At 64.7% G+C, this 14,645-nt stretch carries 16 protein-coding genes; 11 read left to right on the forward strand and 5 right to left on the reverse strand.

Translation table 11 applies throughout. The features are described from left to right. Position 1: 1 nt before the first annotated feature. The gene (locus tag WIMU1_RS07645) at positions 2-994 is read left to right on the forward strand and encodes an alpha/beta fold hydrolase (protein ID WP_062796205.1); all 993 of its coding nucleotides are present in this window, start codon (positions 2-4) and stop codon (positions 992-994) included. 85 nt (positions 995-1,079) lie between these two features. Then, positions 1,080-1,325, forward strand: a complete 246-nt coding sequence (locus WIMU1_RS07650; protein ID WP_147431354.1) for a hypothetical protein — start codon at positions 1,080-1,082, stop codon at positions 1,323-1,325. A 32-nt stretch (positions 1,326-1,357) separates the two neighbouring features. On the opposite strand, the gene WIMU1_RS07655 is transcribed toward WIMU1_RS07650, so the two are convergent. Beyond that, on the reverse strand, positions 1,358-1,834 hold the full coding sequence (locus WIMU1_RS07655) for a MarR family winged helix-turn-helix transcriptional regulator (protein WP_245968886.1): 477 nt from the start codon (positions 1,832-1,834) through the stop codon (positions 1,358-1,360). A gap of 190 nt (positions 1,835-2,024) precedes the next feature. Here WIMU1_RS07655 and WIMU1_RS07660 point away from each other — a divergent pair, with 190 nt between their 5' ends. The 3 genes from WIMU1_RS07660 to WIMU1_RS07670 all read left to right on the forward strand — a co-directional run bounded on the left by WIMU1_RS07660 (position 2,025) and on the right by WIMU1_RS07670 (position 3,230). Continuing rightward, positions 2,025-2,378, forward strand: a complete 354-nt coding sequence (locus WIMU1_RS07660) for a hypothetical protein (RefSeq protein ID WP_062796210.1) — start codon at positions 2,025-2,027, stop codon at positions 2,376-2,378. After that, positions 2,375-2,719 (forward strand): rhodanese-like domain-containing protein, encoded by a 345-nt coding sequence (locus WIMU1_RS07665; protein WP_062796211.1) that lies wholly within the window; start codon positions 2,375-2,377, stop codon positions 2,717-2,719. The genes WIMU1_RS07660 and WIMU1_RS07665 overlap by 4 nt, the downstream gene beginning before the upstream one ends. 283 nt (positions 2,720-3,002) lie before the next feature. Next, positions 3,003-3,230: a DUF3263 domain-containing protein gene (locus tag WIMU1_RS07670; protein WP_030166646.1), complete on the forward strand. Its 228-nt coding sequence runs from the start codon at positions 3,003-3,005 to the stop codon at positions 3,228-3,230. A gap of 9 nt (positions 3,231-3,239) precedes the next feature. Here WIMU1_RS07670 and WIMU1_RS07675 read toward each other — a convergent pair whose 3' ends face one another. The 3 genes from WIMU1_RS07675 to WIMU1_RS07685 all read right to left on the reverse strand — a co-directional run bounded on the left by WIMU1_RS07675 (position 3,240) and on the right by WIMU1_RS07685 (position 5,401). Further along, positions 3,240-4,124 carry an SCO6745 family protein gene (locus WIMU1_RS07675; RefSeq protein ID WP_062796212.1) on the reverse strand — a complete coding sequence of 295 codons (885 nt, stop codon included), beginning with the start codon at positions 4,122-4,124 and terminating at the stop codon, positions 3,240-3,242. Between the two features lie 109 nt (positions 4,125-4,233). Further along, positions 4,234-4,617 carry a VOC family protein gene (locus WIMU1_RS07680; RefSeq protein ID WP_062797425.1) on the reverse strand — a complete coding sequence of 128 codons (384 nt, stop codon included), beginning with the start codon at positions 4,615-4,617 and terminating at the stop codon, positions 4,234-4,236. A gap of 106 nt (positions 4,618-4,723) precedes the next feature. After that, positions 4,724-5,401, reverse strand: a complete 678-nt coding sequence (locus tag WIMU1_RS07685; RefSeq protein ID WP_062796214.1) for an SDR family oxidoreductase — start codon at positions 5,399-5,401, stop codon at positions 4,724-4,726. Between the two features lie 88 nt (positions 5,402-5,489). Here WIMU1_RS07685 and ggh point away from each other — a divergent pair, with 88 nt between their 5' ends. The 3 genes from ggh to WIMU1_RS07700 all read left to right on the forward strand — a co-directional run bounded on the left by ggh (position 5,490) and on the right by WIMU1_RS07700 (position 8,449). Further along, on the forward strand, positions 5,490-6,830 hold the full coding sequence (ggh, locus tag WIMU1_RS07690; RefSeq protein ID WP_030166637.1) for a glucosylglycerate hydrolase: 1,341 nt from the start codon (positions 5,490-5,492) through the stop codon (positions 6,828-6,830). 21 nt (positions 6,831-6,851) lie between these two features. Continuing rightward, the gene (locus WIMU1_RS07695) at positions 6,852-7,754 is read left to right on the forward strand and encodes an alpha/beta fold hydrolase (RefSeq protein WP_062796215.1); all 903 of its coding nucleotides are present in this window, start codon (positions 6,852-6,854) and stop codon (positions 7,752-7,754) included. A gap of 68 nt (positions 7,755-7,822) precedes the next feature. After that, complete coding sequence (locus WIMU1_RS07700; protein ID WP_062796222.1) at positions 7,823-8,449, forward strand: TetR/AcrR family transcriptional regulator; 627 nt, start codon at positions 7,823-7,825, stop codon at positions 8,447-8,449. A 93-nt stretch (positions 8,450-8,542) separates the two neighbouring features. Here WIMU1_RS07700 and WIMU1_RS07705 read toward each other — a convergent pair whose 3' ends face one another. Further along, positions 8,543-10,612 (reverse strand): PhoX family protein, encoded by a 2,070-nt coding sequence (locus WIMU1_RS07705; RefSeq protein ID WP_062797426.1) that lies wholly within the window; start codon positions 10,610-10,612, stop codon positions 8,543-8,545. A gap of 154 nt (positions 10,613-10,766) precedes the next feature. Here WIMU1_RS07705 and WIMU1_RS07710 point away from each other — a divergent pair, with 154 nt between their 5' ends. From WIMU1_RS07710 to WIMU1_RS07720, 3 genes are all read left to right on the forward strand, one after another. Further along, positions 10,767-12,191: a phytoene desaturase family protein gene (locus WIMU1_RS07710; protein WP_062797427.1), complete on the forward strand. Its 1,425-nt coding sequence runs from the start codon at positions 10,767-10,769 to the stop codon at positions 12,189-12,191. A gap of 15 nt (positions 12,192-12,206) precedes the next feature. Further along, positions 12,207-13,001, forward strand: coding sequence for an LLM class F420-dependent oxidoreductase (locus WIMU1_RS07715; protein ID WP_062796226.1), 795 nt, complete (start codon positions 12,207-12,209; stop codon positions 12,999-13,001). 109 nt (positions 13,002-13,110) lie between these two features. Continuing rightward, entirely contained in the window at positions 13,111-14,628 is a 1,518-nt protein-coding gene (locus tag WIMU1_RS07720) for a hypothetical protein (protein ID WP_062796228.1), read from the forward strand. Positions 14,629-14,645 lie beyond the last annotated feature (17 nt).

Genomic DNA, 14,645 nt, shown 5'->3' on the forward strand with positions numbered 1-14,645 from the left:
GGTGCCCTACCGAACACTGACGGTCGACGGATTCACGTGGAACCTCGTGGACGACGGGCACGGTCCTGCCGTGCTGTTGCTCCACGGGTTTCCTGGGCTCGCTTACAGCTGGCGTCACCAGGTTGAGCCCCTGGTGGCGGCCGGCTTCCGTGTCATCGCGCCGGACATGCCCGGCTACGGGGCCACCGATTCGCCCGGCGGCGTTGCCGAGTACACCTTCGCCGCAATCGCCGATCGTGTGGTCGCGCTGCTCGACTCTCTTGAGGTTCAACAGGCAATTGTTGTGGGCCACGACTTCGGCGCCCCGACCGCATGGACCGTTGCCCTCGAGCATCGCGAGCGGGTGGCCGGGCTGGTGCTGCTCGCCATGCCTTACGCTCCGGACCGGCTGCCGATCAGGCCGTCCGACGCCTATTCGGCTCTGGCACAGCGCCATTTCTTCCATTTCGAGTACTTCATGCAGCCAGATCTCGCCGAGGCCGAACTGAACGCGGCACCGCGCGAGTTCCTCATGCGGTTGTTCCACGCCTTGTCGGGGAACTTTCGCTACCTCGACATCTGGCAGCATCCGAGCCACCGCGGCGGCCGCCGACTGGGGTACCTCGACGTACTGCCGGCAGCACCGCAACTGCCGTGGTCGTGGCTGTCGGAAGGGGACCTCGACGAATACGAGACAGCTTTCCGCAGAACCGGATTCACCGGTGGTCTGAACTGGTACCGCGCCGCGGACCTCAACTGGGAGAGCGCCGTCGACGGTCGTGTCATTGACGTCCCGGCCTGTTTTCTCGCCGGTGGTGAGGACCCGGTGATCACGATGGCAGGCCGCAAAGCCATCGGCCGGATGCGCGAGACGATGCCCAGGCTTCAGACAGTCCGCACCTTCGACGGGGCCGGCCACTTCATCCAGATGGAGCGGCCCGATGAGGTGACCGCGGCATTGATCGGCTTCGCGAGGTCGGTGCAGGACGGTGTTCCGTCTGTGGGCTGCACCTGAGGGAGTTCTCGAGGTGCTGTGTGAACCAATCCGCTGCATCGTCGGCGACGAACTTCCCATGTACACACTCCAGAAGGCGGCGGACATGGCAAGCAGCGTGCGAACGGTCGGTGACGAGGCTCGTTTCTCAGGTGACTCGATGAGGAGTCGGGGCGACGCAGAGACAGGCGTCAGGAGTATCGAGCTGGTCGGCGACGACGGCACGGTGACCACGCTTCTCCAGCGCGCCGACGGGACCATCGAGATCCACACCGCGGCTATGTCGTCGGCCGGGCGCGCGGTTCGGGTGCCGCCGACGGGTTCCGCTGTCGCATACGCCACCAACTCCTGATACCCGACAAGGCGGAGATGGTCGCGGTTGACTCACTCGGAGTCGAGGCTCCGCAGGAGTTTCATGAACGGCAACATCATGTCGTTCAACGTCTCCATGTCGAGATGCTCTGTGAGCAGGGCATCCAGCTCTGCGTACGACGAGTAGCCCACGGCCAGTAGTCTTTTGCCTTCCTCGGTCACGAAGAGTGTTGCGGTGCGGCCTCTTCCGCCACTCGTTGTCCTCTCCACGGCGCCGATCGCCTCCAGCTTGTTCAACGTCGCCTGCATGCTCTGTGGGGTCACAGACGCACGGCGTGCGAGCTCGCTGTAGGAGATCCCTGGCCTTCGTGTCAGGTGGCCCAGAGCCGACAGGTGGCGAATGGCAATACCTTCGGTCGCCAAGCGGGACTCCACCCGCGCGCGCATCCGGTTGCCCAGGGCAATCAGTACGAAGGCTGCACTCGAGGGCGCGATGCCATCCTCGGTGGCGGTCGGAGTCGCCTCGACAGCGCGATCGTCCTCCGGCACGTTGACATTCCTCACTCGTCGATTCCGGCCAACAGTAGACCACCGTGGGGGGTGGGTGCGGCCGGGAATGAGGCGCCGATCAGACGGTTTGACATGCGAGCATCCTCAGTTACAGTCTGACTGAAACTGCCGCAACCAATAGGCGTCAAGCATGGACTGCCCCTGTGGCGGGCCGAGGCAAGGGGTGAGCGTGGACGTACTTCGTAACGTCGTGATCTGGATTCATCTGATCGGGTTCGCCGTGACCTTCGGTGGATGGGCGGCGGAGGCGCTGGCACGCCGTTTCAGGACCACCGCCGCGATGGACTACGGCTTGCTGGTCTCCTTGATCAGTGGGGTCGTCCTGGCTGCACCCTGGCCTGCCGGTGTGGAGACCAATTGGCCGAAGGTGGGCCTCAAACTGGCCATCCTCATCGTCCTGGGTGGGGTTCTCGGTGCGGGGAACGCGAAGCAGCGACGCACGGGCCGTCACGTCCCGCGCCCGCTCTTCTATGCCGTCGGGGTGTTGTCCCTCCTGGCCGCCGGGATCGGCGTCATCTGGTGAGCTTTCGCCACTACCTGCGTCAAGCACCGAAGGTTTCAGCCCGAGAGGCAATCGACCTCGCACAGGGTGGCGCGTTGGTTGTGGATGTCCGACGGCGGTTCGAGTGGAACAGGACCCACATCCCGGGTGCGGTCCACATCCCTCTCGAAGACCTGGAGCGCCGCTCCGACGAGTTGCCGGACGACCGATTGCTGCTGACCTTCTGCACAGGCGGGCTGCGGTCCTCCGCCGCCGCAAACCTGCTCAAAGACTGGGGATGGGAAGCCCGGAACATCAGCAAGGGATTGATCGATTGGCGAGCTGCCGGAGGGCCGCTGATCGGTGGACCTCCGGCCGAGTGACGTCCCGCGTCGACATCGGCAATCGCCGCAAGCGCCGCGCGCCACGCGGCTGCGAGTAGTCGTCCGAGCACCGGGCGCGACGATCTATGTGATGGATCAATCGACGGATCAAACCGGGGGGTGATCGTGCAGGTCGCCGCCTGTTCTCCCGGCAGTTCCGCTCATGTGTGATCTAAATCTCGCATCGAACCGAAGTTTGCGGTATCAAGAATCGATGGCCCGACGCAGAAACCGTCGGACAACCGGGGATTCTTCTTACGTCGATCGGGGAGGTGTGTTTGCGATGTCGCTGAAACCACAGCAGCAGCAAATGGTGGAGTTCGAGTCGCACTGGTACCAGTTCGGCGGTGGCCCGTCCGATCAGATCCGTGAGCGGTTCGGCATGCCCGTCCGTGACTTCTTCGCCGAATTGAACAACATCGTCGACGAAGAACCGCCGACGTCGCTCAATCCGCACGATGTCGAACGGATGCGCGGAGTGATCCGGCGCCGGCTCTGGCTCGCCAGCTGACCGAACCGGTTACTTCTTCTTGGTCCCCGGGAGGATTCCCGCGTCGATCACCGATTTGACGAACGGCTTTGTCGCCGTGAGCAATTGCTCGGTGTCGTCGTCTGTACACCAGGCAGCTGCCGCTGCATCGTCGGTGAGTTCCTCGATGTGGTTGTAGAGTTCGGCGCCGGCTGCAGTGAGGATCTCGCCCGACTCCGCCTGATCGATCAACCCGCGCGCCCGCAGATTGTCCGCGGCCGCACTCCAGTCGTCCTCGGACCAGCCGCGGGTCACCATCACCAGCTTCTTACCGAGCAGACGGCGCCGCACCGTGGGGTCGGGATGCTGTGCCTCGTGAAGCACCAGCGCTTCGAGCCGGTCGAGGCCCGCGGTGACCAACGCGGCGATGTGGGCGTCACCCCGCCACTCGCGGACGATTGCGATGGAATGCCACAGCCGAACGTGCGGTTGTGTCGGGGGCTGCGAGTTGGCCCATGCCGCCGCGAGCGTGCGCCCGCCCATGGGCAGGTCTGCAGCCTTCTGGGCGTAGCGATCCGCCAACTCGTCGAGCACGGGATTCCCGATGTGGTCGCCGAGCGCACGGCCCAACGTCTCGTCGAGCATCTGGTACCGGCGGTCGTTCACCACGTCCAGGCCCACGGCTTTGGCGGCATCCCACCCGGGACCGACCACCGCGGGGCTGAAGTTGAAGAACGCCGCAGCGACAACCGAGGCGTCACATGGCCCCAGCGGAGCGCCCCGAGCGCCCACGTACCAGCCGTGGAAGTCCAGTCCGGTGTCGGCGCAAGCGGCTTTGATGTCGGGGCTGAAGTAGGCGACAACGTGAAACGGTTCGAGGGTCTCGTACGCCGCCCGAGCAAGTGCCCGATCGGATTCTGAATACTTCAACGTCATGTTCTCCCCAACTGCCGATTGCGCTGTCTGCCCGATGACCCTCACCCTACGGTTCGAGAATCCGGCCGAGGGCCGTTGACACCGAACTCGAGGTCATCGGTCATCTCTCTTACACGGCGCCGGCGACTCCGATCAGACTTCCCTCCGGATCGGTGAAGTGCCCCACCACAAGTCCGTTCGGTGCAGTCACGGGTCCCAACACCCGTATGCCGCCGAGACTTTCGGCCTGGCGCAGGGCTTCTTCGACATCGGGAACGCCGACGTAGAAGATCGCATGGCTGCCCCGCCCGCTACCACCGCCGACACCGCCGCGGATCCCGGTGCCGTCAGGTGTTGCTATGAGGTCGAGGAATCCGTAGCTGTCCGGTTCCGAGATCTCCGCAGCCACGGTGGACGGCGGATCGAACTCCCAACCGAACAAGGCGCTGTAGTAGCCGCGGAGGTTGTCCGGGTTGCTGCCGATGATCTCGAAATGAACTACTGGCTGCGCCATGTCCGCATCTTTTCCGTTGTCGGGATGTGTTGCCCCACTGGCGGGAGCCACAGCTGTACTGACTCGGAAAGTGCCGCCGGATCATCGGCGACCAAGCGGATGTCAGTCAGCGACGGCCTGTCGGTTTGAGCACCACCTCATGGGGATGGGCGTCGGCCGGCGTGTGGATGGCTGCCACCACCGCCGACGCCACCGTGTCGGGCAGCAAAAACTGGGTGGCGTCGTACTCGCCGCCCTCCATCGCCACCAACTCCTGCTGCATGTCGGTGTCGATGCGCCCGGGAAAGATCGACGTGACCCGCAACGATGGTTCCTCGGCCCGAACAACATCGGCCAGCGCGCGTAGGCCGAACTTGCTCGCGGCGTAGACGCCCCACCCCGGATTGGCGTGTCGGCCGGCACCCGAGTTGATGAACACCACGTGCCCCCGCGCGGCACGGAGTGCGGGCAGCAGGAGGCGGGTCAACTCGGCAGCGGCGATCAGGTTGACCTCGAGCACGCGTCGCCATTCATCGGCCGGGGTGTCTTCGATCGAACCCCAGCTGATTACGCCGGCGTTGTGCACCAGGACGTCGAGTTCGCTGATCGCCTCGGTGGCGGCCGCGAGCTCGTCGGCGTCGGTGAGTTCGACAGGCCAGGTGGTCACCCCGTCGAGTTGCAATGCGATGTTGTCCAATTCGGTCGACGGTCGACCGCCGAGCAACAGGTCGTGAGTGGGCGCGAGCAGACGGGCGATGGAAGCGCCCAGACCACGGCTGGCCCCGGTGATCAACGCGGTTGGCATGGTCGCCACCCTAGTCAGCACCCTGGGCTGCCAGAGGGTCTGGACAGCGAGATGGGCACGATCGCGCCCGTGGGGCCAGAATGTGACCGTGGGATACGTCGGCTTCACCAACACGCAACTGTCGGCGCGCGCCGCCTACCTGCTGCGTGGCAATGATCTGGGCACCATGACCAGTGCGGCGCCGCGTCTGTACCCGCACATGTGGAGCTGGGATGCGGCTTTCGTCACGGTCGGCCTCGCGCCGCTGAGTGTGGAACGAGCGGTGGTCGAGATGGACACCCTGCTCTCGGCGCAGTGGGGCAACGGCATGATCCCGCACATCGTCTTCGCGAACGGCCGCGACGGGTACTTCCCGGGTCCGGCGCGATGGGAGTGTTCACAGCTCGCGTTCAACGCACCGCGGGCGCCGCACACCTCGGGCATCACCCAGCCGCCCGTCCACGCCATTGCGGTGCAACGCATCCTCGACCATTCCCGCCGTCAGGGCCGCACCACACGCTCGGTCGCCGAGGAGTTCCTCGACCGCAGATGGGGCGACCTCGTCCGGTGGCACAGATGGCTTGCGCATGCCCGGGATCCGCAGGGCCGCGGTCGCATCACGCTGTACCACGGCTGGGAATCAGGGATGGACAACTCGCCCCGCTGGGATGCCGCCTACGAGAACGTGAAGCCGGGGGCCGATCTGCCGCCGTACACCCGTGCCGACCTCTCACACGGCGCCGACGCCTCGATGCGCCCATCCGACGTCGAGTACGACCGCTATCTGTGGCTGGTCCACGAGATGAAGATGGCGAACTACGACGATGCGGTGCTGCCCGAGGTGATGAGCTTCGCCATCGAAGACGTTTTCGTCAGCGCGATCTTCGCGGTGGCGTGTGACGTGCTCGCGACGATCGGCGAGGACTATTCGAAACCTCGCTCGGATGTCCGTGACCTGCGGGCCTGGGCGGATCGATACCGTGCCGGCGTCGCGGCGGCGACCTCGGAACGCAACGGGGCCGCTCGCGACTTCGATCTGCGTGCGGGCCGCTGGATCAACACCGAGACCATCGCGATGTTTGCACCGCTGTTGTGTGGTGGCCTGCCGCGCGACCGTGAGCGTGCACTGCTCAAGCTCTTCGAAGGTCCTCGCTTCTGCGGTCACCCCGACCTCAAGTACGCGGTCCCGCCGTCGACCTCACCGATCTCGGCGGACTTCAAATCGCGAGAGTATTGGCGCGGGCCGGTATGGCCGGTGATGACCTGGCTGTTCTCGTGGGCATTCGCCCGTCGCGGTTGGACGGAACGTTCGGCGCGGCTGCGTGAAGAAGGGCTGAGGCAGGCGCAAGACGGGTCGTTCGCCGAATATTATGAGCCGTTCACCGGAGAGCCGCTGGGTAGCATGCAGCAATCCTGGACCGCTGCAGCCGTTTTGGACTGGCTGGACTAGCCGACCTGATTGGATCAGCACATGCATGAGCCACCCGCCGGAGCCGAGTCGATCTCACTGACGTTGCCGACCGTGGATCTGCAGGCGTTCGCCTGGGGACCGGCAGACGGAACACTGGCGCTGTGCCTACACGGGTTCCCTGATACCGCGTACACGTGGCGGCACCTCGGACCGCGACTGGCCGAGCAGGGCTACCGGGTGATCGCTCCGTTCGGCAGGGGATACGCGCCGTCCGGGCTCGCCCGCGACGGCGATTACCACGTGGGCGCACTGATGTACGACGCCGTGGAGATCCACCGATGCCTGGGCGCCGATGATCAGGCCGTGGTGGTCGGACACGACTGGGGTGCACTCACCTCGAATGGGCTGGCGGCCTTCGAAGGCTCGCCGTTCCGCACCGTGGTGTCGATGGCGGTACCTCCGATCGGGGCATTCACCCAGGTGCGTTCCGATCCCGCAGCGATGGCGAAATTGTATGCACGGCAAGCCTTTCTGAGCTGGTACACCATGTTCGTCCAGCTGCCGCGCCTGTCTGAGTGGACATTGGACAAGCTCATCCCTCTGCTCTGGCGGAGATGGTCACCGGGATTCGACGCCACCGAAGACCTGCGGTACGTCTTCGACTCGTTGCCCACCGCAGCGCATCGCACCGCGGTCTTGGCGTACTACCGGGCCACGCTGCGACCCACCCGGCCTGCGGAGCGATACCGGTCGATGCAGAGGGCGATGACAGGCGAAGCCCGCACACCCACCCTCTACCTGCACGGTGCCGACGACGGATGTATGCAGGCCGGCTTCGCCGAACGGGCGGGTGCGGTGTTGCCCGCCGGCAGCGACGTCCGCGTTGTCGAGGCCGCCGGGCATTTCCTGCATCTCGAACAACCCGAGGTGGTCGGCGACCTGATCATCGAGTTCCTGGCGTGACGCCGTAACTGCAAAAACAGTCCGTTCGCCATTGTTCCGGCCGTGACCCGGATCTAAACTGCTCGGTGATGAGCACCTCAACCCGGAGGACGCGCGCAGAGAGTCGCGTGGACAAGTTCGGCGAACGGCAGCGAGAGCTTGCCCGGTCGGCGCTGGCCACTCTGGCGGAACGGGGTTATGCGAACACCAGTCTTCGCGACATCGCCAGCAACTCCGACTTCACCCACGGGGTGCTCCACTACTACTTCGCCGACAAGAACGAACTCATCATCTTCGGAGTCCGCGAGTACAAAGCCGAATGTGTCACCCGGTACGACGCCGCTATCGACGGCTCCGAAAACGTCGATGACCTCGCCAAACGATTCTCGGCCGCCATGGCGACGAGCCTGACGGACGAGGCTCCGATGCACCGTCTCTGGTACGACATGCGTGCTCAGAGCTATTTCGACGAGGTCTTCCGGCCCGCCGTCGGCGAGATCGAACAGGGTCTGGAAGCGATGATCTGGCGAATGGTCACACGCCATTCCGAGTTCACCGGTCGACCCCCGGTGTTGAGTCCGCCGGTGGCCTACGCGATCTTCGACGGCCTGTTCCAGCAAGCACTCTTCCGGTGGTTCACCGGTGACGAGGGTTCCGCCGAGGCGCTGGCCGCGCAGGTCGCCGCCATCATCGCAGCGATGACAGCCAAACCCTGACCTCACAGACAGATCCGCTCCACTTACGCGCGTTCGCGCCCGTTACAACGGGAGCAGACGTCGGTAAGCGGAGCGAATCCGGCAGGGAGCGGGTCAGACGCCGATCTGACCGCCCGACTTCCACACCGAGACCACCGACGGGCGAGGCTGCGAATCGCCGCCTTCGGGCCAGTTCGAGTAAGGCTTGTCGGCCGAGTACTCGTCCTCTTCGCCGGGGTGCTGGACGCAGACGATGATCCGGTCTGTGTCGATGATCGGACCGCAGGTCTCGGCACCTCTCGGCACGGTGAGGAACTGCTTCGTCTCGCCGCGGTTGTCGCCCTCGAGTGCAACGGCGAACAGTCCGTCATTGTTCTTCAGCGCATTGCCGTCGGTGGAGATCCACAGGTTCCCGTGCGGATCGAAGGCCACGTTGTCCGGGCACGAGATGGGGCTGACCTTGGTCTTGTCGAATCCGCCGTAGTAGGTGTCGGCGGCGGCCGGATCACCACACACCAGCAACAGGTCCCAGGTGAACTCTGTACCGGCATGGTCGTCGGTGAACTCGATGACCTGTCCGTTCTTGTTCTCGTTCCGGGGATTGGCCTCGTCGACGCCGGCCTTGCCCGCCGTGCCGCGCTTGTCGTTGTTGGTCAGCGCGCAGTAGACCTTGCCGGTCTTCGGGTGTGGCTCGATGTCCTCGGGACGGTCCATCTTGGTGGCACCGACCTTGTCGGCCGCCAGCCGGGTGAACACTGCCACCTCCTGGGCCGTCATGCCCTCGACCTTGGACTCGGCGCCGTCGTCGGTGACGGTGAGCAGCGGGAACCACTTGCCCGTTCCGGCAAACGATCCCGAGGAAGGGAGCTTGCCGCTGCCGTCGATCTGATCGGGCTGGTTGCCGGTCAGCTGGGCCACGTACAGCGTGCCGTTCGACAGGATGGTCATGTTGTGCTGCATGGCCGCCGCACCCACGCCTGGCTGAATCTTCTTGCTGGACACGAACTTGTAGATGTACTCGAACCGCTCGTCGTCCCCGGTGTAGGCGACCACGGTGCCGTCGTCGGTGACGAAGATGTTGGCGCCCTCGTGCTTGAGGCGACCCATCGAGGAATGCTTGACAGGAGTGGACTTGGGGTCGTGTGGATTGACCTCCACGACGTAGCCGAATCGGTTGGCCTCGTTGGGTTCTTTCGCCAGATCGAACCGGGTCTCGTACTTGCCCCACTGATGGAAGTCGTCTTCATCGTCGAAGCTGTACCGCTCGAGGCGGTCTTTCGCCGTGGAGTCGGTGACAGTGGACGCGCCGGTGAAGTAACCGTTGAAGTTCTCTTCGCCGGAGATCATGGTTCCCCACGGCGTGAGACCACCGGAGCAGTTGCCGATGGTGCCGAGCACCGTGGTTCCCTGGGGATCGGCGTTGGTCTTCACGAACTCACTGCCGGCCGCCGGGCCGGTCAGGGTGAACGGACTCATTGCCGTGAGGCGTCGATTCCGTTCGCCGACAACGGGAGTCAACTTGCCCGACCCGTCTTCGCTCTTCACCTCGACAACCGTGATGCCGTGCGCAGCCATGGCGATCCGCGCTTGCTGCTCGGTCGGTTCCTTCGGCTTGTAACCCTTGAACATGAACTCTTCGCTGGTGTACTCCTGGTTGACCACCAGGTAGTAGTGCCCCGCCTGTCCCTCGATGGGGATCAGTCCGGCGAAGTCGTTGTTGAACCCGAACTGCTTTTCCTGCGCTTCAGGGGTCTGGTTGTCGAAATCGAAGGCGGGTGCCCCGGGGACCACCGGGTCGCCCCACATGATCACCACGGCCTGCTCATACCCATCGGGGATGACCAGGGCGTCCTCGGTGTTCGGCGCGACCGGGACGAAGTTCATCCCGTTGCCGTCGCCGGTGCCGGTGACCTCCACCGCACTCGACGGTTGTGCTGTCGACTTGCTGTCATCGCCGCATGCGGCGAGGGCCGAGGTGGCTCCCACGGCGACCACTGCGGCGGCCGAACCACGCAGTACCGAGCGACGTGAGACCGCGTTGCGGGCGATGTCCCGGAAGTACTCGTTGTCGCTGGTGTTGGGAGGTTCATGCCAGCATGCGTCGCCACATTTGTAGTGGCACGTCACGCGGGAGCGCTTCGAGGCGCCTGCGTGTTTATCAAAAATGGCAAGTGGAACTCTCACCGTGGTGACTCCCTGTGCTGACGAAAGTGATGGGCTGACGAGGTCGCGGGCTTCGACCAACTTGTCGAACGGTAGGCATCGCAGTGAAACCGGCGGGAACCTGAACATGAATCAGCGGTAAAGACTCGCGGTTACGCGATTAAGGTTGGTGTTTGTGAGGGCGGATGGTTACGACGCGGTGGTGGTCGGATCAGGACCCAATGGTTTGTCGGCAGCGGTCACACTCGCCAATGCCGGCCACAAGGTCCTGGTGCTCGAATCTCATCCGACGATCGGTGGTGGAACCCGGACGAGCGAGCTGACCGAACCCGGCTTCTGGCACGACATGTGCTCGGTGGTGCACCCGACCGGATTGGCTTCGCCGGCATTCAATTCGATGGATCTGGGCCGGTATGGGCTGGAATGGCTCGACCCCGAGGTTCAGCTGTCGCAGGTGTTCGGTGACGGCACCGCTCTGCCGCTGTTCCGGGATCTCGCGCGTACCCAAGAGACGCTCGGCCGTGACGCTGCCGCATGGGGCGCGACCCTCGGATTTGCCGCCAAACACTCGCAAGACCTGATCAGCGACTTCTTCGGCCCGTTCCGGATCCCGCGCCACCTGTTGGTGGCGGCCAGGTTCGGACCGCAGGCGCTGCTGAGTGCAGACGCGTTCAACAAGATCATGTTCCGAGATCCACGCACCCGTACGTTGTTCGCGGCCATCGCAACTCACGTGGTCCGGCCCACCAGCGGGGTGGCCACGGCATCGTTCGGGTTGATACTCGGGATGCTCGCGCACGCGGGCGGGTGGCCGATCGCGCGGGGCGGGAGTCAGTCGATCGCCGATGCCCTCGCCGGCGCGCTCAAAGCTCACGGTGGCGAGATCCGAACCGATCATCCCGTGCGGAGTTTCGATGACATGCCCGACACCCGCCTGAAGTTCTTCGACATCGACCCGACCCAGTTCAGCAGGATCATGGGCGACCGCCTGCCGACCCGGTACCGCAGCCGTCTGGCCAAATACCGTTATGGCCCAGGGTCGTTCAAGATCGACTACGCATTGAGTGAACCGATCCCGTGGAACGACCCCTACACCGCGAAGTCGGCGACCTTTCACATCGCCTCGGACGACCAGCAGATCAGGCAGAACGAAGAGGACGTGAAGGCAGGACGCCATCCGGAGCGTCCCAATCTCATCGGCGGAACGCCGAGCGTGATCGACCCATCACGTGCTCCCGACGGCAAACACGTCGCCTGGGCGTATTGCCATGTGCCTCATGGCTCTGACGTCGACATGACCGAAGCGGTGGAAGCGCAGATCGAACGCTGCGCCCCAGGGTTCAAGGACGTGATCATCGCCAGGCACAGCATGACGGCCAAGCAACTCTCGGTGTACAACCCGAACTACGTAGGCGGCGACATCAATTCGGGTGTGTCCGATTTGCGGCAATTGTTCACGCGGCCCGTGGTTGCGCGCGTGCCGTACGCAACACCCGTGGACGGTGTATATCTGTGCGCGTCATCGACCCCGCCCGGCGGCGGCGTCCACGGTATGTGTGGCATGCATGCCGCGCAGGCCGCGATCCGTCGGCACGGTTGATGCACACTGGAACTCATGAGCACACCAATTCAGATCGCAGTCCAGTTACAGCCACAGCACGCGGCCGACTACAACAACATCCGTGACGCGGTTCGCCGCGCCGAAGACGCCGGTGTCGATGTCGCGTTCAACTGGGACCACTTCTACCCGCTCTACGGTGAGCCGGACGGCGCGCACTTCGAATGTTGGACGATGCTCGCGGCGTGGGCCGAGCAGACCTCACGCATCCAGCTCGGCGCGCTGGTCACCTGCAACAGCTACCGCAACCCGGATCTGCTGGCCGACATGTCCCGCACCGTCGACCACATCTCGGGTGGCCGGCTGATCCTCGGTATCGGCTCGGGCTGGTTCGAACGCGACTACACCGAGTACGGGTACGACTTCGGGACCAAGGGAAGCCGACTGGACGCCCTCGGCGAGGCACTGCCCCGGATCAAGAACCGGTTCGCGAAGCTCAACCCGGCGCCCGTTCGCGAGATCCCGATCCTGATCGGTGGCGGCGGCGAGAAGAAGACGCTCAAGTTCGTCGCCCAGCACGCTCATTACTGGCACTCGTTCGTCGACCTGGAGACCTACCGGCACAAGTCGCAGGTACTGGCTGATCACTGCGCAACAGTCGGTCGCGACCCCGGTGAGATCGCCCACTCGGCGGAGCTGTCGCAGGCAGGCGGTCTCGACGAAGCCGTGAAGCTCGCCGACAGTCTCGCCGACGAGGGCGTTTCCCTGTTCACGGTCGGTGTCAACGGCCCCGACTACGACATCTCGCTGGCCACCGAACTGTGCAAGTGGCGTGACCGCCGGAACGGATAGGTAGACGCGCACCTCCCCACATGCGCGATAATGGCTTCGATCGCACGCCGATCACAAGATCGCGACACGTGACGGATCAGAAGGCCGCAGGTGGGGAGGTGATTGCGCGATGACGTATTGGTCCTCGACGCAAGCCCGCCTGATGGCCGAGCCCGAGTTCATCTCGACCATCGGCAGGCTCATCCAATCGGTCGCGCCTCTCGGTGCCACCGGAGCGAAAGCCACATTCAGTTTTGCCGGTACCGCCACCCGCTACGCCCTGACGTACTTCGGGCCTGTGCCACCGACGCCCATTCCGATGCCGCCGGCTGCGCTCGAAGTGGCCAGAGACCTGAGGGTGGGACGGTATCAATCCGGGGCCGATGCGTGTCTGCTGCTCGAGATCGTGCTGGGGCCCGGCGCCCCGGTTGTCCGGTTCGACCACGGTGAGCACGGGCCGATCGATCCGACGCTCATCTTCGACGCCGATGCCTACCGCGACGATCTGCTGAGGTATCCGCGGGATGCCCCGCGGTGGTTGGTCGACTACGTCGGCGGCGTTCCCCTCGCACACCTGCTGTCGGGCTCCTACTTCCCGTTCCCATCCGCAGGGTCGGTGCCCACCCGCGCCACCGATGCCGCTGCAGCGGTGACCATCACGCTGGACTTCATCCGCAACCACCGGATCGACCACGCGGGGCACAATCTGTACTCCCTGGCAGCGCAACGGATTCAGGCGGGCTGGCGGGTTTTCACACAGACACCAGCCGACCCGGCGCGATCAGGCGGCCGCATGCGTCTGGTGTTTCTCGTAGCCGACGACGCGGTGGTCGAGATCCCTTCGCCTGCAATGACTCCTGAGTCCAACGAGATGGCGTTCACCCAGCGTGCGTTCGAACGGGCGCATGCCCGTTCGCAGGTGCCGTCGACTCCGGCTCCGGTGCAGCACGGCGGAGGAGTGGGCGTTGCGATTCGCGGCCAGGAGTCGACACAGGATGTTCCCGGTGCACGTGAGGCGCAGACGGCACGCGACAACATCTGGCGGGGCGTCGGACGGATGTATGAGCAGATACTCGCACCGCTACCCGACAACGAGGTGTTGTGGCCGGGCGGTACAAGGGGCTTTCGGGTGGTGGCGCGCGAACGGACCACCCTGGTGGCCACCGATGGTCTGTCGGCGCCGAGTCTTGTCGGTGCGCTGAACGGATCGATGGTCGGTGTGGGCGCGGAGTTCTTCGTCGAGTCCATCGACCCCGAGCTGCGTGCCGACGAAAGCGCGCGCGAGCATTGGCTTTTCACGATCATCGCCGCGGTCGCGGCCCATGCCGCCTCTGGTGGGCAAGACTTCGTACGCACCATCACCGCTTCGGTCGATCCGGTGTATGTGGAGCTCGCCGGAGTGCGGGCGCCCCGTGAGTGGGCGGTCGGGAGCACTGTGGGTGTTCTGCTGAGCAACAAGGGCTGGGGGGCTCCGAGTGGTTTCGACACCCCGCTCGGCCGCGTCGCACTGATCTCGGTGACGCTGTTACGAGCGAGCGAGGCAGTCACCACCTCCGCGTGGCCGACGGCCGCAGGCGAGATCTTCCGTCAGCTCTCGGCCCGGCGGATCGGCCACTACTTCGACCCGCACCGCGAAGCCATCTACTGACCCGCCGGCCGGGCCCT

The sequence above is a fragment of the Williamsia muralis NBRC 105860 genome (genome assembly GCF_001598915.1).
Lineage (GTDB): Bacteria > Actinomycetota > Actinomycetes > Mycobacteriales > Mycobacteriaceae > Williamsia > Williamsia muralis.